General features: G+C 69.9%; 5 protein-coding genes and 1 pseudogene. All 6 read right to left on the bottom strand.

Annotation, left to right across the window (positions count from 1 at the left end; all coding sequences use genetic code 11):
* Positions 1 to 58 precede the first annotated feature (58 nt).
* Positions 59 to 16,684, bottom strand: a pseudogene (locus ACZ6DL_RS32380) (type I polyketide synthase); the annotation flags it as partial.
* Positions 16,685 to 18,262: 1,578 nt separating this feature from the next.
* Positions 18,263 to 19,636 carry a hypothetical protein gene (locus tag ACZ6DL_RS32375; RefSeq protein ID WP_466056807.1) on the bottom strand — a complete coding sequence of 458 codons (1,374 nt, stop codon included), beginning with the start codon at positions 19,634 to 19,636 and terminating at the stop codon, positions 18,263 to 18,265.
* Positions 19,633 to 20,019: a hypothetical protein gene (locus ACZ6DL_RS32370; RefSeq protein ID WP_466056805.1), complete on the bottom strand. Its 387-nt coding sequence runs from the start codon at positions 20,017 to 20,019 to the stop codon at positions 19,633 to 19,635. The genes ACZ6DL_RS32375 and ACZ6DL_RS32370 overlap by 4 nt, the downstream gene beginning before the upstream one ends.
* Positions 20,019 to 20,207, bottom strand: a complete 189-nt coding sequence (locus ACZ6DL_RS32365; protein WP_466056803.1) for a hypothetical protein — start codon at positions 20,205 to 20,207, stop codon at positions 20,019 to 20,021. Before ACZ6DL_RS32365 ends, ACZ6DL_RS32370 begins: the two co-directional genes overlap by 1 nt.
* On the bottom strand, positions 20,204 to 21,979 hold the full coding sequence (locus ACZ6DL_RS32360) for a hypothetical protein (RefSeq protein ID WP_466056890.1): 1,776 nt from the start codon (positions 21,977 to 21,979) through the stop codon (positions 20,204 to 20,206). The genes ACZ6DL_RS32365 and ACZ6DL_RS32360 overlap by 4 nt, the downstream gene beginning before the upstream one ends.
* Before the next feature lie 177 nt (positions 21,980 to 22,156).
* On the bottom strand, positions 22,157 to 23,032 hold the full coding sequence (locus ACZ6DL_RS32355) for a lysophospholipid acyltransferase family protein (RefSeq protein ID WP_466056801.1): 876 nt from the start codon (positions 23,030 to 23,032) through the stop codon (positions 22,157 to 22,159).

Here is a 23,032-nt window from a genome sequence, read left to right as displayed (position 1 = left end):
TCGCCGATCGCACGAGCGTCGGCTCCTTTTCGTCGAGTTCGCCCAGCCAGCGTCGTATCTCGGCCGCGACGGCCGAAGTGGCCGCCCCGATGATCGAGAAGTGGTCGGCGTCGAGCTCGACCGTCTCACCGGTGTGCAGCCAGGCCGGCACCGGCTCGGCGATGTCCAGCCCCGGCAGCGGTATCGCGGCACGGAGGTCGAACGTCGGCGCGGTGATCGACAATGGCCGGCGTTCGTCGAACAGCCGCGCGTATTTCGCCATGGCGACCAGACCGTGATCACCGATCTCGGTGACCTCGTGTCCGAGGTCGAGCACGGAACCGATCGCGCTCAGCAGCACCTGACGGTTCTGTTCCGGGTCGTCGGGTGAATACATGTCGAGCAGGATCACCGCCGCCGGGCCGCGCCCGTTCTGCTCGAGCCGATGCGCCAGCGCATGCGCGATCGCACCGCCCGCCGAATAGCCGAGGAGTACGACCGGCCCGTCGTCACCACGGTTGTGTACCGCCGCTGCCAGATGATCCAGCAGTACATCCCACGATTCGGGCAGCGCTTCGCCGGGCTGCGTACCGGGCAGACGCAGTGCCGCGATCGACCGGTCGGCGCCGAGTTCCCGGGCCAGCCGGGCGAACTGGTGTGGTCCGGTACCGACCACGAACGACGGAACACACAGCAGTGTCGCCTGTCCGGTCCCCCTGCTCAGTGGAATCGGCCTCGGATCGCCCTGACCGGTTGCCCCGGTGAAGGTCTCGGCGAGTTCGGCGCTTTCCAGCAGCATAGGTATCGCGGCGCCGACCCGGCCGCGCTTGTGCGCGGCCGATACCAACTCGGTGAGCGCACCCCTGGTCCCGGTTTCCACGTGCACCGCGGCCGCGGGTGCGTCCACCTCCGCGGGCACCATCTCCGAGATCCGGGAAGCCAGGTACGACGCCAGGGCCTCGCCGGTGGGATGGTCGAAGACGAGTGTCGACGGCAGCGACAGCCCGGTGGCCTTGGCCAGGCGATTGCGGAATTCGATGCCCGCCAACGAGTCGAAACCCAGTTCGGTGAACGGAGCCCGCGGATCGATCGCGTCGCCGGAGGTGTGGCCGAGACTCGCGGCGACGTGCTCGCGAACAGCGGCGAGTACGACCGCGGCGCGCTCCGCTTCGGCGGTCGCGGCCACCTGCTGTGCCAGCGATCGCGCCCCGCCCGCTCGTCGCGGCGCGGCGGTGACCAGGGAACTGAGCATCCTGGGCAAGGCCCCCGCGGCAGCCCGGGCGCTCAGCACCGTGGGCTCGAGACGGACGCCCACACCGGTCGGCGCGCCCGCTGCCACGGCGCTGTCCAACAACGCCATTCCGTACCGGTCCTCCAGCGGTATCAGGCCCTCGCGGCGCATCCGCGCGATGTCGGTCTCGGTGAGGGTGCTCGTCATCCCGCTCTCACCGCGCCACGGTCCCCACGCGATGGACGTGGCGGGCAATCCGCGGTGGTGCCGGTGCTGGGCGAGCGCGTCGAGGAAGGCGTTCGCCGCCGCGTAGTTCGCCTGGCCCGGGCTGCCGATCGTCCCCGCGAACGAGGAGAACAGCACGAACATCGACAGCTCGAGATCAGCGGTGGCTTCGTGCAGATACCAGGCCGCGTCGGCCTTCGGCCGCAGCACCGTCTCGAGTTGCGCTGCGGTGAGGTCGGCCAAGAGTCCGTCGGCGAGAGCACCCGCGGTGTGGACCACCGCGGTCAGCGGATGTTCCGGCGATATGGTCGACAGCAGCCGGCCGACGGCCGCCCGGTCGCTCACGTCACAGTGCCGCAGCTGCACATGTGCGCCCAGTGCGGTCAGTTCGGCCGCCAATTCCGCGGCGCCCGGCGCGTCCGGACCGCGCCTGCTCGCCACCAGCACCCTTCGCACACCGTGCTCGACGACCAGGTGCCGGGCCGTGAGCGCCCCGAGGCTCCCGGTACCACCGGTGATCAGCACCGTGCCGTCGGGGCGCGGTCGCGGCGCGCGTGTTCTATCCGCCTCCGCCCCGCCCCCGCTCAACCGCGGCACGTACACCGCACCGTCGCGCACAGCCACCTGAGGTTCGTCCGCCATGGCCAGCACGGTCGCGACGGAACGGCGATACTCTGCCGGGTCCGCCACATCGACGAGGACGATCCGGCCCGGATTCTCGTGCTGCCCGCTGCGCAGCAGTCCCCACACCGCCGCGCCGGCGAGGTCCACCGGTGCGGTAGGCGTCACGGCGACCGCCCCGTGGGTGACGACGACGACACGGTCGTGGTGGGTCAGGAGTCCGGTGACCCGTGCCGCCGTATCGGCGAGCCTGCTGCGCAACACATCGGGCACATCGCTGCCCGCCGGTGTGCCCTCGACCCGGATCACGGCGACGGATCCTCCGTCGAGGCGCACGGTCTCGTCCTCGCCGCCGCTCGACCAGTCGACGATGTCGGCGCGCTCTGCGGCCGGCACCGGCACCCACCCGAGCCGATACGGGTCGTGTCCCCGGACGGCGCCGGCGGAACGCAGCGTGTCGATCGGAATCGGGCGCATGGTCAACGCCGAGATCCGGAAGATCTGCTCCCCGTTCGGATCGGTGAGCGTCACCGCGATCGGCTGGTTGTCGCGATCACCGGATCCGGGGTCGGCCGCGGCCAACCGCACCCGGGCCGCGCTCGCGCCCACGGCGTGCAGCTCTACGTTCTCCCACGAGTAGGGCACATAGATCTCATCCGGAGCAGGCTCCCCGGTGAGCCCGGTGAACCGGATCGCGTGCAGTGCCGCGTCCAGCAACGCCGGATGCAGCCCGAACCGGTCGGCTGCCGAATGGTCCTGTTCCGGCAGACGCACCTCGGCGAAGACCTCGTCGCCGCGCCGCCACAGCGCGGTCAATCCCTGGAACAGCGGCCCGTGCCCGTAGCCGCGTTCGGCCAGCTCGGTGTACATATCGCCGATTTCCACCGGCAGCGCCCCGGCCGGTGGCCAGGTCCCCGTCATCGGGCTGGCCTCGGCCTGCGCCGACAGCGCCTGCGCGACAAGGGTTCCGGTGGCGTGCCGGATCCATTCCGCCTGTTCCGGCGCGCCGCCACGATGTGGACGCGAATACACCGACACCGCCCGCGCGCCGGTGTCGTCGGGTCCGTCCGCCAGCACGCGCAATTCCACCGAGCCGTCGGCCGGCACCGCCAGCGGCGCTGTCACCACGAGCTCGGCCAGGCGCGGATTGCCGGTCATCGCGCCGATGTGCAACGCCAGCTCGGCGAAGGCCGTACCCGGCAACAGCACCGTCCCGCCGATCATGTGATCGGCGAGCCACGGATGACTCGACAGCGACAACCGGCCGGTGGACACCACACCGTGCGAATCGGGCAGCCAGACCGCGGCGCCGAGCAGGGGATGGTCGACATCGTCCAGACCGGAGGACCGAATGTCGCCCGTGCGTTCGGTGGCGGCCAGCCAATACCGCTGATGCCGGAACGCGTACGTCGGCAGCGCGATCCGGCGTGTCGAGCCGGACTCCCACAGCGGCCGCCAATCGACACCGACTCCGGCGACGTGCGCGCGCGCCAGGAAGGTCACGAACTGCCGTGGTTCCGCTCCCGTGCGGCGGGATGCCGCGGCCGTCAGCCATCCGCCCGCGGGATCGTCCCCGATGCATCTGCGCGCCATGGCCGTGAGCACGGCATCGGGACCGATTTCCAGGAACTGGCGCACGCCGGTGTCGGCGAGCGCCCGGATGCCGGGCGCGAACCGAACGGTGGCGCGGATCTGCCCGACCCAGTACTCCGGGTCGGTGAAGGCCTCCCCCACCGCCGCGGTCACGTTCGACACGATCGGCACCATCGGTTCCCGATAGGTCAGTTTTTCGGCGACAGCGCGGAAGTCGGCCAGCGCTGGTTCCATCCGAGCGGAGTGGAATGCGTGACTCACCTGCAGCCGGGTCGTCTTGTGTCCCTGTGCCGCGAGCGTCTGCTCCAGTTCGTCGACCACCTCCGCGTCGCCGGAGAGCACCACCGCGTCCGGTGCGTTCACCGCCGCGATCGACGCTCGGCCGCCGAAGCCGGCGAGCAGTCCAGCCGCATCCGATTCGGAGAGCGATACCGCGAGCATGGCCCCGCCCCTTGGCAGCGCACCCATCAACCGTCCCCGCGCCGCCACCAGTGCGCACGCGTCCGGCAGCGACCACACCCCGGCCACGAACGCCGCCACCAACTCACCGATCGAGTGCCCGATCAACACATCCGGCACCACACCGAACGACTCCACCAGCCGGAACAACGCCACCTCGAACGCGAACAACGCCGGCTGCGTCCACTCGGTTCGATCCAGCACACCCGACGGATCGGCGAACATCACCTCCCGCAACGACAGTGCCCGGTCGCCGCCCGACGGCGAATGCGCGTCACCGGGCGAGTTCTCCAGCAGCCGGTCGAATTCGGCGCACACTTCGTCGAGCGCGTCGGCGAATACGGGGTAGGCCGCGTACAGCTCGGAGCCCATGCCCACCCGCTGTGCGCCCTGGCCGGTGAACAGGAACGCGGTCCTACCCGATCCGGCCGTCCCCTCGAGCACGCCGGGCCCCGAACCTGCCGCCAGTTCCACCAGACCGGAGAGCAATTCCGCCCGATCGCGGCCGACCACGACCCCACGCCACTCCAGCTGCGCGCGGGTCTGCACCAGCGCGCGTCCGATAGAACGGGAATCGATGTCCGAATGCTCGGCCGCCCACGCGCGCAGCCGCTCCGCCTGCGCCCGCAGTCCGGCTTCCGATTTCGCCGACACCGCCCACGCGATCACACCGTCCGGGTCGGATGGGTGGTCGCGCACGGCAGGCCGTTCGTCGCGTGCGGGCGCTTCCTCGATGACGACATGCGCGTTCGTCCCACTGATCCCGAACGACGACACACCCGCCCGACGCACCCGCTCCCCCGCAGGCCAGGGCTCCGCCTCGGTCAACAACCGCACCGACCCCGCCGACCAATCCACATGCGGCGACGGAGCATCCACATGCAACGTCTTAGGCAACATCTCATGCCGCAACGCCTGCACCATCTTGATCACACCGCCCACACCCGATGCGGCGACCGAATGACCGATATTCGACTTCAACGAGCCGATCCGCACGGGTTCGCGCCGCCCCTGCCCGTAGGTCGCGATCAATGCCTGCGCTTCGATGGGATCTCCCAGCGGGGTCCCCGTGCCGTGTGCCTCCACCGCGTCGACGTCGGCCGGTTCCAAGCCCGCGGCCGACAGCGCCGCCGCGATCACCCGTTCCTGCGAGGGACCGTTCGGAGCGGTCAGCCCGTTCGACGCGCCGTCCTGATTGACCGCCGAACCCCGGATCACCGCCAGCACCTCGTGGCCGGACCGCCGTGCGTCCGAGAGCCGTTGGAGGGCCAGCACGCCGACCCCTTCCGACCAACCGACCCCGTCCGCGGCGGCGGCGAACGATTTACACCGCCCGTCGGGCGCCAGTCCCCGCTGTCGCGCGAAATCCACGTACAACTCCGGGCTTCCCGACACCGTGACGCCGCCGGCCAGCGCCAGCGACGTCTCCCCGTTCCGCAGCGCCTGGCAGGCCAGGTGCAGCGCCACCAGCGATGATGAGCACGCGGTATCCACCGTCATGGCCGGACCCTGCAGACCCAGGACATAGGCCACCCGCCCCGAGGTCACACTGTCGGAATTCCCGGTCATCCGGAAACCCTCGTACGCGCCGACCACCCGCTCGGAGTAGCCGGACGGGGTCGCGCCGACGAACACTCCGGTATCGCTGCCGCGCAGTGCTGTCGGATCGATACCCGCGTCTTCCAAGGCCTCCCAGGCGGCTTCGAGCATCAGCCGCTGCTGCGGATCCATGGCCGTCGCCTCACGAGGGCCGATTCCGAAGAAGGCGGCGTCGAACGCGCCCGCGTCGGTGAGGAATCCGCCCTCGCGCACGTAGGTGGTGCCGGGTCGGTCCGGATCGGGATGGTAGAGCCGATCGAGGTCCCAGCCTCGATCCGCGGGAAACGGCGTGATCGCGTCCGTACCGGAGACCAATAGCTGCCACAGCTGCTCCGCGGAGCCGACGCCGCCGGGGTAACGGCAGCTCATTCCGACGATGGCGATCGGCTCGTCCACGCGGGTCCGCGGCGTCACCCGCGCCGGGCGTGCTCGCCCGGCCGGAGCGTCCCCGATCCTGGAGACGAGGAACTCCGCCACCGCACGAGAGCTCGGGTGGTCGAAGACCAGGGTGGAAGGCAGCGACAGCCCGGTGGCCTTGGCGAGCCGGTTGCGGAATTCCACACCGGCCAGCGAGTCGAATCCCAACTCCGTGAACGCCGTATCGGGGCCGATCGCCTCCGCGGTGGCATGCCCCAGTACCGCGGCCGCCTGCTCCCGGGTCACGGCCAGAGCCACCTCGGCGCGGTCGGTGGCGCTGGCCGAGGCCAGCCGACCGACCGGCTCCCCGCCGCCGGCCGACCGAACGGACGAGGGCACCAGCGCACTCAGCTGTTTCGGCAGTGTTCCCGCCGCCGCCTGCTCCGCCAGTCCCGATCGATCGAATTCCGCGCCGACCACCAGCGCCGAGCCTGCGGTGAGCGACGCGTCGAACAGAGACAGCCCCGTGGTCTCGCCGATCGGGCGGAAACCCAAGCGCCGCAAACGTTCCAACCCCGGTGCACCGAGGTCGCCGGTCATCCCGGTGCCCGCGTTCCACGGGCCCCAGGCCACCGACACCGCGGGCAGGCCCGCGGTATGGCGCAGCCGGACCACCGCGTCGGCGAACGAGTTCGCCGACGCGTAGTTGCCCTGCCCCGGGGAACCGGCCAGTCCGGCGACCGACGAGAACACCACGAACGCCGAGAGATCCGCCTCCCGCGTGGCTTCGTGCAGCAGCCATGTGCCGTCCACCTTCGGGCGCAGCACCCGGTCCACTTGCGCGACGGTCAGGCTTTCGACCGTCCCGTCGTCCACCACACCCGCGGCATGCACGATGCCGGACAACGGGAACCGCTCCGGCACCGCCGCCAGTACAGCGGTGACGTCGCCGCGATCGGCGACATCACACGCCCGCACGTCCACGTCGGCGCCCAGCGCCGACAACTCCGCGAGGAGTTCCGGGACCCCTGCGGCGTCACGGCCGCGTCGCGAGACCAGCAAGAGCCGCCGAACCCCGTGCTCGGTCACCAGATGTCGCGCGACCAACGCGCCCAACCCGCTGGTGCCACCGGTCACCAGCACCGTGCCGTTCCCGAACGATATCGCCCCCGCTTCCGGTGCGGCCGCGATGCGGCGGACCCGCGGCACCGACAAGCGGCCGTCGCGCACCGCGACCTGCGGTTCGTCCGCGGCAAGCACCGCCGACACGGTCGCGGCGTCGATATCGCCGTCACGATCGAGGAGCACGATCCGGCCCGGATGTTCCGCCTGCACGCTGCGCAGCAGGCCCGCGACGGCCGCGGCCGCCGGGTCGGGCGACTCACCCGGCAACCCGAGTGCGTTGCGGGTGACCACGACCAGCCGCGCCCGGCCGTGCCGCGTGTCGGCCAGCCACGACCGCGCCAGGTCCAGTGTCCGGGTGACCCACTGCCTGCCCGCTTGCGCCGGGTCGGCGCCCGCCGCTGCGGCGGTCTCCGCCACCCAGATGATCGTCGCCGCGTCCTGCTCGGCGTCCACCGGTTCGCGCGCGGCGGTGACACGCAGGTCGACTCCTGCCACGCTGCCTGCACCGAGCACCGCCATCGATCCCGCCGGCTCGGCGTTGCCGGTGGCCACCGGCACCCACTCCAGACCGTGCAGGGGCACCGGCGCCGTATTCGACCGGACCCGCTCCACCGTGCGCCGCTCGACCGGATGCACCACCACGGATTCCGCGGTCAGCACCGGTGCGCCGGACTCGCCCACCGCTTCCATCCGAATCCGGTACCCGCCCGACAGAACCGCGCGGACCCGGACCGGACCGGAGCCGGACCGGGCCAGCCGCAGCCCGCCGATCGTGATCGGCAGCGGAACCCGCCCGGCGGGCAGGTCGTCCATGACGAAGTCGAGCGCCGGGTGCAGACAGGCGTCGAACAATGCCGGGTGGATGCCGTAGCCCGACGCCCGCGTGGCCGTGACGTCGTCCAGCGATACCTCGGCGAACACCTCGTCGCCGCGCCGCCACGCCGCCCGCATCCCACGGAAGGCGGGACCGTATTCCATTCCCAGGCGCGCGATCCGGCGGTATATCGCCTCTTCGTCGAGCTGTTCTGCACCGGCGGGCGGCCATACCCGATCCCAATCGGTGGCGAATGGGAGGTCGGCGTCGGCGGCCAGCACACCACCGGCGTGGGGGACCCACGCCTCGGCGTCGTCGAGGTCCGCGGTCCGGGAGTAGAGGGTGAAGCGCCGCCGCCCGTCCGCGTCGGCCGCACCGACCGACACCTGCACGTCGACGGCGCGCTCACCGAGGGCGAGCGGGATGTCCAGTTGCATCTGCTCGACCGAGCGCAGCCCGAGCCGCATGCCGATCGCCGACATCATTTCCAGGTATGTCGTTGCCGGTACCACCGGCGTGCCGAACACCACATGGTCGGCGATCCACGCATGCCGGGCATCCGACAGCTGCCCGGTGAACAGCCATTCGTCCTTGCCTGCCACCGGCACCGCGTCCAGCAGGATGGGATGGTCGATGGTGCCCGCCGCTGTCGGCCGAACCACGTCCAGCCAATAGCGCTGACGCTGAAAGGCGTAGGTGGGCAGAGGAATACGCACCGGGGGCCGGCCCTCCAGCAGGGATTCCCAGCTCACCTCGACACCGGCGTTGTAGGCATGACCGAGGAAACCCAGAAACTGGGTGACCTCGTCGACACCGCGCCGGCTCGCCGCCGCCACGACGGACCGGGATCCGACCTCCTCGGGCAGGCACTGCCGGGTCATCGCTGTCAGCACCGCGTCGGGGCCCACCTCGAAGAACTTCCGGACACCCAGATCCACCAGTGTGTCGACGCCCGGCGCGTAGCGGACGGTGTCGCGGACGTGACCGGCCCAGTACAGGGAGTCGGCGAGCGCCTCGCCTCCGACGACCCCGAACACGTTCGACACCACCGGCAACAGCGGACTCCCGTACTCCAGACCGGCGGCCAGGGCCTCGAATTCCGGCAGCATCGGTTCCATCAACGCCGAGTGGAACGCGTGGCTGACCCGCAACCGCGAGGTCTTGATCCCCTCGGCGGCCAACGCTGACTCCACCTCGGCGACGGCCGCTTCGGTACCGGAGATCACGATCGCGGACGGCCCGTTCACCGCCGCGATCGACAGTCGGCCGCGATGTCCGGCGATGGCGGCGGCGGCCCGCTCCTCGGTGATCGCGGCAGCCAGCATCGCGCCCCCGGCCGGGAGCGCGCCCATCAGCCGGCCGCGCGCGGCCACCACAGCGCACGCGTCGGCGGCCGACCACATCCCCGCCACGTACGCGGCGACCAGTTCCCCGATCGAGTGCCCGATGAGCATGTCCGGGGTGATGCCGAAGGACTCGACCAACCGCACCATCGCCGCCTCATAGGCGAACAAGGCGGGCTGGGTGTACTCCGTGCGGTGCAGGAGATCCGCGCCCGCGACACCGAAGACGATGTCCTTCAGCGACATTCCGGGCGCCGGGAATTCCAGCAGACCGTCGAACTCGGCGCACAGTTCGTCGAACGCCGCCGCGAAAACCGGAAACGCCGCGTACAGCCCGGCGCCCATACCGACGCGCTGCGCCCCCTGTCCGGTGAACAAGAACGCGATCCTCCCGCCGACGGGGCGGCCCTCGGCCACTGCCGGCGACGCCGCACCGATCGCCAGATCCGCCAGCCCGGCCAGCATCGCCTCGCGGTCACCCGCGATCACCGCCGCGCGCTGCTCGAATCGGGCCCGCGTCGTCAGTAGCGAATGGGCCACGTCCACCGGGTCGGCGTCGGGCCTGGCCTCGATCCACTCGTGCAATCGAGCCGCCTGTGCCCGCAGGCCCGCCTCGGTTTTCGCCGAAATCAGCAGTGGCATCCCCGGTGCCGCAGGCGGCGTGCCGACCGATTTCCGCGCCGGCGCGCCCTGCGGGGCCACAGGCGCTTCCTCCACGAGGACATGGGCATTCGTGCCGCTGATCCCGAACGCGGACACGCCGGCCCGGCGCACTCGCTCGACCGAGGCCGACCAGGGCCGCTGTTCGGTCAGCAACCGCACTGCCCCCGCCGACCAGTCCACGTGCGGCGACGGAGCGTCCACATGCAATGTCTTCGGCAGCATCTCATGCCGCAACGCCTGCACCATCTTGATCACGCCACCGATACCCGCGGCGGCCTGGGCATGCCCGATATTCGACTTCAACGACCCCACCCACAGCGGCTCGGTCCGGCCCTGCCCGTAGGTGGCCATCAGCGCCTGCGCTTCGATCGGGTCGCCCAGCGGAGTGCCTGTGCCGTGAGCCTCCACCGCATCCACGTCCTCGGGAGCCAGCCCGGCGCCGGCCAGCGCCGCCGCGATCACCCGTTCCTGCGACGGACCGTTCGGCGCGGTCAGCCCGTTCGACGCCCCGTCCTGATTCACCGCCGAGCCCCGGATCACCGCGAGCACGTCGTGACCCAGCCGACGCGCGTCCGACAGCCGCTCCAGCACCAGCACACCAACGCCTTCGGCCCAGCCGACACCATCGGCGGAAGCCGAGAAGGCCTTGCACCGCCCGTCCCGCGAGAGACCGCGCTGCCGCGAGAACTCGACGAACATGAACGGTGTCGACATCACCTGGGCACCACTGGCCAGGACCAGCGAACTCTCCCCTTGGCGCAGCGCCTGACAAGCCAGATGGATAGCCACCAGTGAGGAGGAGCAGGCGGTGTCGACCGTGACGGCCGGGCCCTCGAATCCGAAGGTATAGGCCACGCGACCGGAGAGCACGCTACTCGTCGACCCGGTGCCGATATAGCCTTCGGCCACCGCACCCGCGGCCTTGGCGATCTCCTCGTAGTCCTGATAGGAGACGCCGGTGAACACGCCGGTGTCACTGCCCCGCAGTGACGATGGATCGATGCCGGCGTGCTCGAGCGCTTCCCACGAAGCTTCCAGCAGCAACCGCTGCTGGGGATCCATCGCCGCCGCCTCGCGCGGACCGATCCCGAAGAAGCCCGCGTCGAAATCCGCCATGCCGGAGAGGAACCCACCTCGGTCGAGATAGGACGTTCCCGGATGGTCGGGGTCGGGATCGAACAACCGATCCAGATCCCAGCCGCGATCGGCGGGGAACTCGCCGATCGCGTCCGCGCCGGAAGCCACGAGCTCCCACAGGCCATCCGGCGACACGATGCCGCCCGGATACCGGCAGCTCATCCCGACGATCGCGATCGGCTCATCGGTTCGGATCCGGCGCGCCACCCGCGCGGGCCGCCCGGCCTCGGTCTCCGTCGCCTCGCCCACCTGTGAGCGCACGAATGCCGCCACCGCCACGGCGGTCGGGTGATCGAAGACCAGCGTCGAGGGCAGTTGGACGCCGGTGGTTTTGGCCAGCCGGTTGCGGAACTCGACTCCCGCCAGCGAGTCGAACCCGATCTCGCTGAACGGCGCGGTGGGATCGATGGCATCGCCGGAGATATGCCCCAGCACGCCTGCGATCTGCTCACGCACGACGTCCAGCACAATCGCCCCACGCTCCTGCTCCGGGGCCGCGGCCAGCCGGCGCGCCAATGTCCCGCTCGTGTCGGCGGTCCGCCGGACCGGCACCGCGACCACCGAGTGCAGTAGTCGCGGCAGGTCGCCTTCGCGCGCTTGGACCGACAGGGCCTCGGTGTCGAACTCGGTCGCGATGACGACGGGCGACGGCGCGGCAACCGCGCTGTCGAACAGCGCCAAACCGTCGGCCGTCTCCAGCGGCCGCACGCCCAGTCGGCCCATCCGTGCCATCGCGGCGTCCTCCAGGCCGCTGGTCATGCCGCTGCTCTGGTTCCACGATCCCCACGCGATCGATACCGCGGGCAGGCCCGCGGCCCGACGACCGGACGCCAGCGCGTCCAGGAACGCGTTCGCCGCGGCGTAGTTGCCCTGGCCGGGCGCGCCCACCACACCGGCGACCGACGAGAAGAGGACGAAGGCGGACAGTTCCCGATCACGGGTCAGCTCGTGCAGATGCCATGCGGCGTCCGCCTTCGCCGCCAGTACCCGGCCGAGCTGGTCGGCGGACATGTTCTCGATGGTGGCGTCGTCCAGAACGCCCGCGGAATGGATCACCGCACTCGGTGCGAAGTCGTCGGGAAGTTCGGCGAGCAGCGCCTCCAGCGCGGCACGGTCGCTGACATCGCAGGCCGCCACCCGCACCCGTGCCCCCGCATCGGTGAGCTCGCCGGCCAGGGCAGCCGCCCCTCCTGCGCCCTCACCCCGGCGTGACACCAGCACCAGGCGTCGCGCACCGTGCGCCGTGACGACGTGGCGGGCGACCTCGGCCCCCAGACCGCTTGTGCCACCGGTGATCAGGACCGCGCCCGCCCCGAACACCTCGCTCTCGACCGTCGCCGCCGCGTGCTGTCTGCGCAGCCGCGGGACCCGCAGCGCACCGGCGCGCCAGGCCAGCCGCGGCTCGTCCGAGCGCGCCGCCGCCGTGATGGCCTCGATCGTCGGATCCTGTCCTGCGGCAGCGTCGAGGAGCACGAACCGGCCCGGATATTCGGCCTGGGCACTGCGGACCAGCCCGCCCACCGCGGCGCCCGCCACGTCCGGAGTCTCACCCGGGAATTCGATGGAATCTCTGGTCAGGATCACCAGCCGGGTATCGCGCAGGCGTTCCTCGGCCTGCCACGCCTGCAACAACTCCAGCGCCGACCGCACCCAGAGGTGTGTTCGTGCAGTCGTATCGCCGAGGACCCGACCCTCCCCGCTCGGCGACCAGACGACGATCTCCGGCGTCGCCTGGTCGCCGAGGAGATCGGCGGGTTCCGCAACTCGGCGAGCTGCGCCCGCGACACCCGCCTCGCCGAGCAGCGCGACGGTCGCGGCCACCCCGCCCGCGACCGCGGGCACCTGTACCCATTCGAGATCCGACAGGGACGCACGGCGATGCGTTCCACGGTCGAGCGCCTTGGCATCCACCGGGCGAGCGGTGAGCGCTTCGATGCTGAGCACGGGCGCACCGGTGTCGTCGAGGGCGGCCACCCGGATGCGTCCGGCTCCGGACCGTTCCAGACGCACCCGTACGGCGGCCACCCCGCCGCGATACAGCCGCACCCCGGCGAACGAGAACGGCAGCGGCAGCCTGCCCGCGGGCATATCCTGCGCGAGCTCGGCGATCGCGGCATGGAAGGAGGCGTCCAGCAGGGCGGGATGGATCCCGAAAGCCGGTGCGTGCTCGTCGGATCCGGTTCCGAGCGCCACTTCGGCGAACACGTCGTCGCCGTCGCGCCAAGCCGACGTCACGCCCTGGAACATCGGGCCATAGTCGAATCCCAGGTGTGCCAAATGGTCGTACAGGCTGTCGACCGGCACCGGTTCGGCCTCGGTCGGCGGCCATTGCGCACCTTCCGCCGAGATCTGCCATGCCGATTCGAACCACGCGGGCACACGCTCCGCGGCGGGGGCGAGGATTCCGTTGGCATGCGGCACCCACTCCCCCGTATCCGCATCTGCGTTCCCGACCGCGCGTGAATAGATCACGAACCGGCGCGCGCCCGCCTCGTCGGCGGGTCCGGCGGTCAGCTGGATGTCGATCGCGGCGTCGTCGGTGAACGGCAGCGGCGCTGCCAGCAACAGTTCGTCGACGACTTCGGTGCCGAGCCGGGCGCCCGCGGTCAGCGCCATTTCCACGAAGGCGGTACCCGGTAGCAGCACCGACCCGAAGGCGACGTGGTCAGCCAGCCATGGGTGCGTCCGCAACGACAGTCGGCCGGTGAACAGCCATTCGTCCCGCCCCGCCAACGGCACGGCGCCGGTGAGCATCGGATGATCCGATGACCGCAGCGATGCCTCGATACCGAGTGGTTCCAACCAGTACCGCCGGCGTTGGAACGCGTACGTCGGCAACGACACGCGGGCCGGTGTCCGACCGGCGAACAGCGGGCGCCAGTTGACCTCCACACCGGCGATGTGGGCTTGCGCGAGCGTGGTGACGTACTGCGCCACCTCGTCGGCCGAACGACGGGACGCGGCGACCACGATCGAATCGGCCTCGGCGTCGGGGTGTTCGGCAAGGCAACGCCGTGTCGTCGCCGCCAGCACCGCGTCGGGCCCGACCTCGATGAAGCGGCGGACCCCGGCGGCCACCAGGGCGTCCACACCCGGCGCGAACCGCACGCAACCGCGCAGTTGCTCGACCCAGTAGCCCGGGTCGAGGAACTCGCCTTCCGCGAAACCGCCGGAGACATTGGACACCACCGCCACCGTGGGCGTCCGGTACGTCAACCGCTGCGCGATCGCGCGGAATTCGGCCAGCATCGGATCCATCCGCGCGGAATGGAACGCATGGCTGACGCGCAGCCGCGACGTCTTGACCCCCTCGTCGGACAGGAGGCGCTCGACCTGCCCGACGGCGTCCTCGTCGCCGGAGAACACCATCGACATCGGGCCGTTCACGGCCGCCAACGACACCCGGTCCCCGAAGTCAGCCGTGATCTCCACGGCCCGCTGTTCGGTCACCGCCGCGGCGAGCATGGCGCCACCTTCGGGCAGCGCCCCCATCAGCCGCCCCCGAGCCGCCACCAACGCACACGCGTCAGCCGTCGACCACACGCCCGCCACATACGCCGCGACCAGCTCACCGATCGAATGGCCGATCAGCGCATCCGGGACGACCCCGAACGACTCCATGAGCCGAAACAGCGCCACCTCGTAGGCGAACAGCCCAGGCTGGGTGTACTCGGTGCGGTGCAGCAGATCCTCACCCGCCACCCCGAAAACAACGTCCTTCAACGAAACCCCGGACCCGAGCGCGCGATCGAACTCGGCACACAGTTCGTCGAACGCCGCCGCGAACACAGGGAACGCGGCATACAACCCCGCCCCCATACCGGCACGCTGCGCCCCCTGACCGGTGAACAAGAACGCCGTCTTCCCCGATCCGGCCACACCTTCGAGCACACCGCCGGAGGCACCGGCCGCCAGGTCCGCCAACCCCGCCAGCAACTGCTCGCGATCGCGGCCGACGACGACGGCGCGCCGGTTCCATTGCGCCCTCGTCTCGATCAGCGCGGCCGCCACGCTCCACGGGTCGGGCTCCGGATGCTCGAGCAGCCACCCGCGCAACCGCTGCGCCTGGGCACGAAGCGCCTCCTCGGTCTTCGCCGACACCAGTAACGGCACGACGGTCGCGGTGCAGGCCGGACCGGCATCACTGTCCGCCGTGCCGTCGTCGGATACCGCCGGGCCGGGTGCTTCCTCGACGATGACATGCGCGTTCGTCCCACTGATCCCGAACGACGACACACCCGCCCGACGCACCCGCTCCCCCGCGGGCCAGCGCTGCGCCTCGGTCAACAACCGCACCGACCCCGCCGACCAATCCACATGCGGCGACGGAGCATCCACATGCAACGTCTTCGGCAACATCTCATGCCGCAACGCCTGCACCATCTTGATCACACCGCCCACACCCGCCGCTGCCTGTGAATGGCCGATGTTCGATTTCAGGGAACCGATCCGCAGGGGTTCCTCCCGCTGCTGTCCGTAAGCGGCGATGAGTGCCTGTGCCTCGATGGGATCTCCCAGCGACGTCCCCGTCCCGTGTGCCTCGACCACGTCCACATCCGCCGCGGCCAACCCCGCGGCCGCCAGCGCCGCCGCGATCACGCGTTCCTGCGATGGACCGTTCGGGGCGGTCAAACCATTGCTCGCCCCATCCTGATTCAGTGCCGATCCCCGGATCACCGCCAGCACCTCGTGCCCCGAACGCCGCGCATCCGACAAACGCTCCAGCACCAGCACACCAACGCCCTCGGCCCACCCCACCCCGTCGGCCGACGCCGCGAACGCCTTACACCGGCCGTCCCGCGACAACCCCCGCTGGCGGGAGAACTCGATGAACAGGAACGGCGTCGACATCACCGTGACACCGCCGGCCAGCACGAGCGACGTCTCACCACGACGCAATGCCTGGCAAGCCAGGTGGATGGCCACCAGCGACGACGAGCACGCCGTGTCCACCGACACGGCGGGGCCTTCCAGCCCCAGCGTGTAGGCCACCCGCCCGGACACCACGCTGCCCGTCGAACCGATACCCGCATAGCCCTCCGCGATCGGTCCGGCTGCCCTGGCGGTGTGCTCGTAGTCCTCGTACATCACGCCGGCGAACACGCCGGTATCGCTGCCGCGCAGCGAGGTGGGGGCGATACCGGCGTTCTCCAGGGCCTCCCAGGAAGCTTCGAGCAGCAGCCGCTGCTGCGGGTCCGTCGCCGCCGCCTCCCGAGGTCCGATGCCGAAGAAACCCGCGTCGAAATCCCCGGCGTTACGCAGGAAGCCGCCCGCTCGCGTGTACACCTTTCCGAACCGGTCCGGGTCCGGGTCGAACAGCCCCTCGAGGTCCCAGCCACGGTCCGCCGGGAACTCGCCGACGGCGTCCACTCCCGCCGCGACCAGATCCCACAACTGCTCCGGCGACTCGACACCGCCCGGATAACGGCAGCTCATCCCGACGATCGCGATCGGCTCGTCGACCTTCTCCCGCAACCGGGTCAGGTCGTCACGAGTCGTCATGAGCTCGACGGTGACCTTCTTCAAGTACTCCAACATGCGGTCGGACGAGTCGCCGGCGCTTGAGTCCACGTTTCACATCCCGGGTATCGCAGGGTCGACAAAGAAACCCGGCGCGCGAACGGCGGCGCGGGTTGGCGAGAACTACCGAGTCGTTCGGTCAGATATCAGTGAGGAAGTGCCCGCTCGGGGCGCAGGCGTGCAGCTCGATCCCACACACGCCAGGGCCGGGGGCCCTTGCATCGGCTCGGAAGAAGCCCGCATCGGACGACGCGACCTGCGATCCGGCGCTGCCGGAGACCAGGTGTACGAGGTCGCTCGCATACGGTGATCTCGGACCGCAGCCGCCCCGGTGGACAGCGATCCGACCGTGTAATTCCACAGGAGAATGTTTCGCGGAGGCTATCGAGACGGACATCTCGACGCTACCTTCACTGACGGAAAAGCCGACACATCGAAGCGCTCGACATACCACAAGCTTTTATCAGTGGCGAGCGTACAGTTTCCCATTGCTGAGAATATCAACTCAAAGCCCATGTGCATTCTTTCTTCCGCGAGCAAAGCTACAGGACGATCGTCCAGTCGCGTGCTGAGGGTTAGCCTGCCAGTCGTTCCGACTTCCCGCAAGTGATACGTGGATCGTTCCTTGTTCGGCAGATTCGAGGCGACTCCGTCGGCCACCGGAGGGGGAATCGACCCGGTATCGCAGTGCGGAACGAACGGTGCGAACGCTCGGCACCGAACGACTTTCCGGCGATGTCATGCGCTAACGCATACTTAAGTATGCTGATCGATCCGATCAGCAATCGTCGCCCGAGACCAGCGGTGACACTGCGGATCCCGCTCCCACCCCGCGCCGCAACCGCCCGGAGCGCACGAGGCCGACCCCCGAACCGCGCCGTTCAGCGGCGTAACAACGACGTTGCTGATAATCGACGTAGACCGCCCTTTTCGGCGAAAGGATTCATGCTCGGCCCACCGAATCACTTCCCACCGAAAACCGGCGCGACAGCACGGCAAGCCGTGTACACCGCCAGCGAAAACCATCGGTGAACAAAATGCACGGTCGAGGTAGGAATCGTTTCGGCGCGGCGAAGACGCCTCCGCGGCCACGCCCGAAGAAATGCCAGGTTACGCAAGGCGCTTACCGCTTCGCGGCACACTTACCAGGCGTCGGAATTCTGTTCAGCGTTGCGTGAACAAAAGTCCGGAATCTCGTGTGGGAATGTTCGCCCGAAGGGCGAACGGCGGCGACAGTGGAATCCGGCGACTGAAGGACGACCTTGCGGTGACCGCGCGGCACTGGTCGGGTCGGCGCACCCTGCCCGCAGGCGATCGTTCCTGTCATCGGCGGACTGTTACCGCGGCAGCGCCGCGGCTGCCCGCCGCCGGTGTGGTCGTCAGTGTCCATGGCCATGCCGCGGCGCCTGAGCCGGGCCGAGCGGTCACCTGGTCGGCTTCGGCAGCACCGGCGACCGAGCCACGGTCCGGCATGCGTCCAGCTACCACGTCCGGTTTGTAGTCGCGGACCACACGGCGGTGTTCAGCCAGCCAGCCGAACGACCGCTCCACGACCGAGCGGCGAAGCATGACGCCGGACCCCGGTAGGCCAACGCGCTATGAACCCGCTTTCGTGGCGAATTCGCTGCCGAAAGGGTGCTCCAAGAGAAGGTAGAGACCGGTGAAGGTGAAACCCACCATGACCAGCATCAGAGCCAGTTGACCGGTGAGCCGGTGGGCCGGCGGCAGCAGCCGCAGGCAACGGTCGTGCGCGGCGGCTACGCCGAGGATGTGGCCGATCACCACGGCCAGCACCTTGATCGTGCCGAGCACCGCGGAGTGGGTGGACAGGAGGTAGGCGACGTCGCGGTCGGCGAGGCCGGCGAGGTTCCATCCTCGTCCGAACGGATCCGCGAACAGAAGCACCGTCGACTGGCCCTTCTCGACCAGGAACGTGAGGTAGTGGGCCACCAGATAGCCCGCGACGATCGGGGTCAGGCTGTGGGCGAGGCGAACCGGAAGCAATGTCCGCTCGGCTGCGGAGAGGCCGCCGGTGGCGCGGGACGCGGTCCGGAACACGACGGCGACGACGAGGATGAAGCCCAGCAGCCCCGCCGTCTTCAAGAGGGTCGGCAGGACATCGGATCCGCCGTCACCGGCGCGGGCCAGCAGCCCGCGCCAGGAAGGAAAGGTGGTGAAGCTGTCGAACGCCGTCGAGCCGAGCAAAGTGGCGGCTACGGCCACCCCGCCGATCCGCACCGGGGTGCCCGCCAGGTTGTCCAACGGCGATCGCAGGACGAGTGCACCGGTCTCGCGGCGGCCGACCGGGCTCAGCCTGCCCACCAGACTGCTGTACACCTCCAGCGGATCGGCCTGGTCGGCCCATGCGGTGCCGCACACGATCAGTCCCGTCGTGCTCACCACGAGGTAGGCCACGAACCACGTGGTCACGGCGCTCACCGCACCGGGTTCCGGGTAGGCCAGTTCGAGCCACACGAAGGAGAACAAACCCAGCACCGCGGGCCACTGTCCCCAGGAATCGGGATAACGCGCCAGACCGTCGGCGGGCCGACGCTTCCACACCAAGCAGATGGCGCGATGCAACGCACGCACGGGCGACAAGACCTTCCACACGGGTCCGGCGACCAGCGAGGCGACCATGACACCGACCCACAGGAAGACGTAGACGACACCGGGGACGGGGTTGCGTGCCGGGTCGGAAGGCCCGAACAGGCCGATCGCGACGACGGCGATGGTGACGGCCACGCTCACCGTCGAGATCGCGACCCGGACCGCCCGCGAGTCCACGACAGCTCGCGCTACCGACGGCAGCGCGACCCCCGGCGACCGGGAATCGAGCCGGGGTTCGCGCCAGGCGAGCACCAGCACAGCGAACGAGAAGGTCAAGGCCCAGGCGGCTCCGATGAGCGCGTACGACAACGGGATCGGCAGGTCGGTGGCGCCGCCGATGCCGTGGGCGAGAACTGTCATCCGCGCACGAGCAGCGTCGCCACCGTGCGCCGGGCGTGATGCAGTTCGATCTCCACCCGCCCTGGCACGTCCACGGTGAAGCGGAACCGCTGACCGGCACCAGGGGCGATCGCGAAGGTGCGCTCGGGCGTGGCATGGACGTGCAGTTCGTCGGCGGTGTCGCTGTCGACCACGATCTCGATCGGTCGTCCCACCCTGGTTTCCAGGCGGACGTCGGCCGGGCTCACCGAGCCGGAGGCGATCCGCACGGCGACGACGAGATTGTCCGACTCCCCGGCTTCGGTTGCCGTCGGCGCGGTGGCGGCGGGATCCGATGAGGCGCAGCCTGCCACGAGCAGACCACCCACGAGGACGAGCGCGCCCCAATGCCGCGCGAATGCCATCACTCCTCCTTCTCCCCGCCGTGCCCGGACGGCGAACCGGACGCTCGATCGCGCTCTTCGGCGCGACGATCTCGCACAGCGACGAAGACTACGACGGCGACGACGAGCAGGGCGGGCAAGAAGGCGGGTATCGCGAGCAGGATCGAATGATCGGCCAGCACGTCCACGCTGCCGGAGCCACGAGTCATCGCGAAACCACTGGTTCCGGCACGGCCGTTCGGCTCGTGCGCGGATACCGGTCGTTGATGCGCGCCGCGCCCCAGGACAGCGCCCCGACGAGGATGAGGCTGCACGCCAGCACGACGAGCGACGCCGCGGCGAACAGCCAGGAGGGGTAGTCGAACGACCGCTCCCGCTGAAGCACGGAGATCTCGCCGATGAACGGCCGGGTGAACGAGCCGAGCGCGGGCACCTCCTCGACGCCGATGCCGGGGTCGGCGGCCATGAAGATCGGCGCCGCGGTCAACACGCGCCCGTCCTGCATGCGCAGGACGGTCTTCCACGACCCGTGAGCCGGAACGGGTTCGGTGGAGACGTAGTGCCCGGCTTCCACTCGCTGCAGGTGGTCGACGACCAGCCCACGGCCGGGACTGTCCGAGCCGATCCCGCCCTGCCAGGCGAGGATCTGCATCCATTCGGGATCGGAACCGACGAGATCACCGGGCGTGACGCGGACGTCCGCGAGCACCATCCTCCCGTCCGTGTCCGATCCGGCGTCGCGCAGGGTGACCGTGGCGGTGGCCTGTTCCGGTACGTCGATCAGCAACCCATTGGCGGTCGCGGCCGCCACGATCAGCACCGCGGCGACCATCAACCCGCGGCGCACCGGCGGGCGTGGCAGCGGCTCGCCCCGCAACGTCATCGCCAGCAGCGCGCCGACGACACCGCCCGCGATGCCGGTGGGCACTGCCATCACCAGCAGTTCCGGCCACATGGCGGTCGGCCAGGGGTTGACGAACATCGCACCGACCCACAGCGATTCGAGCCACAGCCCGACGGTCGCGATCCCCAGACCGCAGAGCGCGCCCCACCAGATCGGCCGCCGGGTGAGCGGCAGCAGCGCGAGCAGTTCCACGACGACCGCACAGCCCAGATAGAGCGGGAAGACATTGCGTGGCGCGTCGATGATCGGACCGCCGACCAGCACGGCCACCACGGTCCGCACCAGAGCGGCGAAGCCGACCACCACCAGCGTGCTGAACGGCCCCAGGCTCGCGCGCGCGGCGACCAGGGAGATGGCCGCCGCGGCGGCGATGAGCATCGGTTGCAGCACGAGCCGGAATTGCTGCACGCCGAAGTCGAATTCCACCTGGAACACCGAGAGCCCGATGAGCAGGCCACCGAAGGCGAACGACCGCAGCAGCCACATCAACCGGCCGTCGGCTCGGTCGGGTTCGGGCCTGCTGTGCCTGCCCTCGAATTCGAGCAGCAACACACCGACCAGCGACAAACCGGCGCCGCCGATGAGCATCAGATGCGTCGGCCCCCACAGCGTGACGTCCTGCCCGAAGATCCGGTGCCAGATGTCGTCGAGGGGGAAGCCGATCAAGGCGTAGAGACCGGCGCCCGCGAGGAGGATGCCGCCGACGGGCGCGTACCAGGTGCGGGTGATTCGTACCGCCGCGGCGCCGGGCTTCTCGTCGAGGGGCAGCACGATCGCCGACATCCCGGCGGTGAACAGGAAGAACAACCCCGCCAGGATGAAGTAGTGCGCCGGATTCGCCAGCGGTCCGCTGTCGCGGCCGTTGCCCACGTGCAAGCTGACATCCCAGATGAACCCCAGCAAGGCGGTCAGAATCGTCGCGAGGAACATCGCGAGCGGAAGGGCGACCCATCCGGGGCGATTGAACAGTCGGCCGAGACGATCGGCGACCCGCTGCAGCCAACTGATCCGGCGGGTGCGGTGCAGGTACCCGACCCACAGCAGGACGAGGGCCACCACTCCGGCGGCGCCGGTCATGATCGCTACCTGGTCGAGCGCCGCTCCGCCGCCCTCGGCGCCGGGTGCGGCGAACCATCCGACCTGTTCATGCGCGATGTCGCGCACGGGAGACCTCCATCACACGCAGGAATATATGTTACGAACGGTATCATAAAAGGCATCGCCGGGGGCCGCGAATAGCGCGGACGGATCCGTTCAGCCGACGATCGGCAAGTTGCGTTCCTCGTCCAGCCTGGTCAGCGCCTCTTGCATGATCCCGGTGACGTGCTGGTAGGCCGCCTTCGGATCGAGCTCGGGACCCGACACCGCCCGCAGATCGATCGGGTCCAGGAACTCGACGGTGATCTTGCTGGGCAACGGCAGATGCCCGGCGAGGTCACCGACGTCGAGCCCCCACGGAAGAGCGATCGAAATGGGGAACACCTTCAGCCGCAGCATGCGGTCCAGCCGCAACAGGCGCGCGATCCGGTCCCCGCGGGTGAGCACCAGCTGGGTCTGCTGCGCACCGATGTTGACCACCGGCACGATCGGAACCCGCTCGTTCCAGGCCAGGCGGAGAAAACCGGTGCGACCGGCGAAGTCGACGCGGTCCTCCTCCCAGGTCGGGCGGTGCACCTCCCAGTCGCCCCCTGGGTAGACCAGCACGGCGGCGCCGTCGCGCAGCGCCTGTTCGGCGTTGCCCGGGTCGGCGTTCACAGTGCCGAAGCGGCGCAGCAACGAGCCGATCACCGGGTAGGCCATCACCATGTCATGGGCGAGCTGGAAGAAGGGCCGGTGCGGGCCGAAACGCCGGACGAAGGCCAGGGTCGTCACCAGCACCTCCGGGGAGACGTTCCCGCCCGAGTGGTTGCTCACCAGCAACACCGGCCCCTGCTCGGGAATCCGCTCCAGGCCGCGCACCTCCGCCCGGAAGTAGAGGCGCACCAAGAGCCAGCCGAGGCCCATGGTGTCCGCGATGAACTTCGGGTCACGATCGGAGGGGTCCGCGGTGGGAACCCGCGCTTTCACTTGCCGGGCGACCCAGTTCGTCGCGTGATCGACCGTTCCGCCGGCCAGTCGGAAGACACTCAT

The sequence above is a fragment of the Nocardia sp. NPDC041819 genome (assembly GCF_055590505.1).
This window is presented reverse-complemented; position numbering and strand designations above follow the sequence as displayed.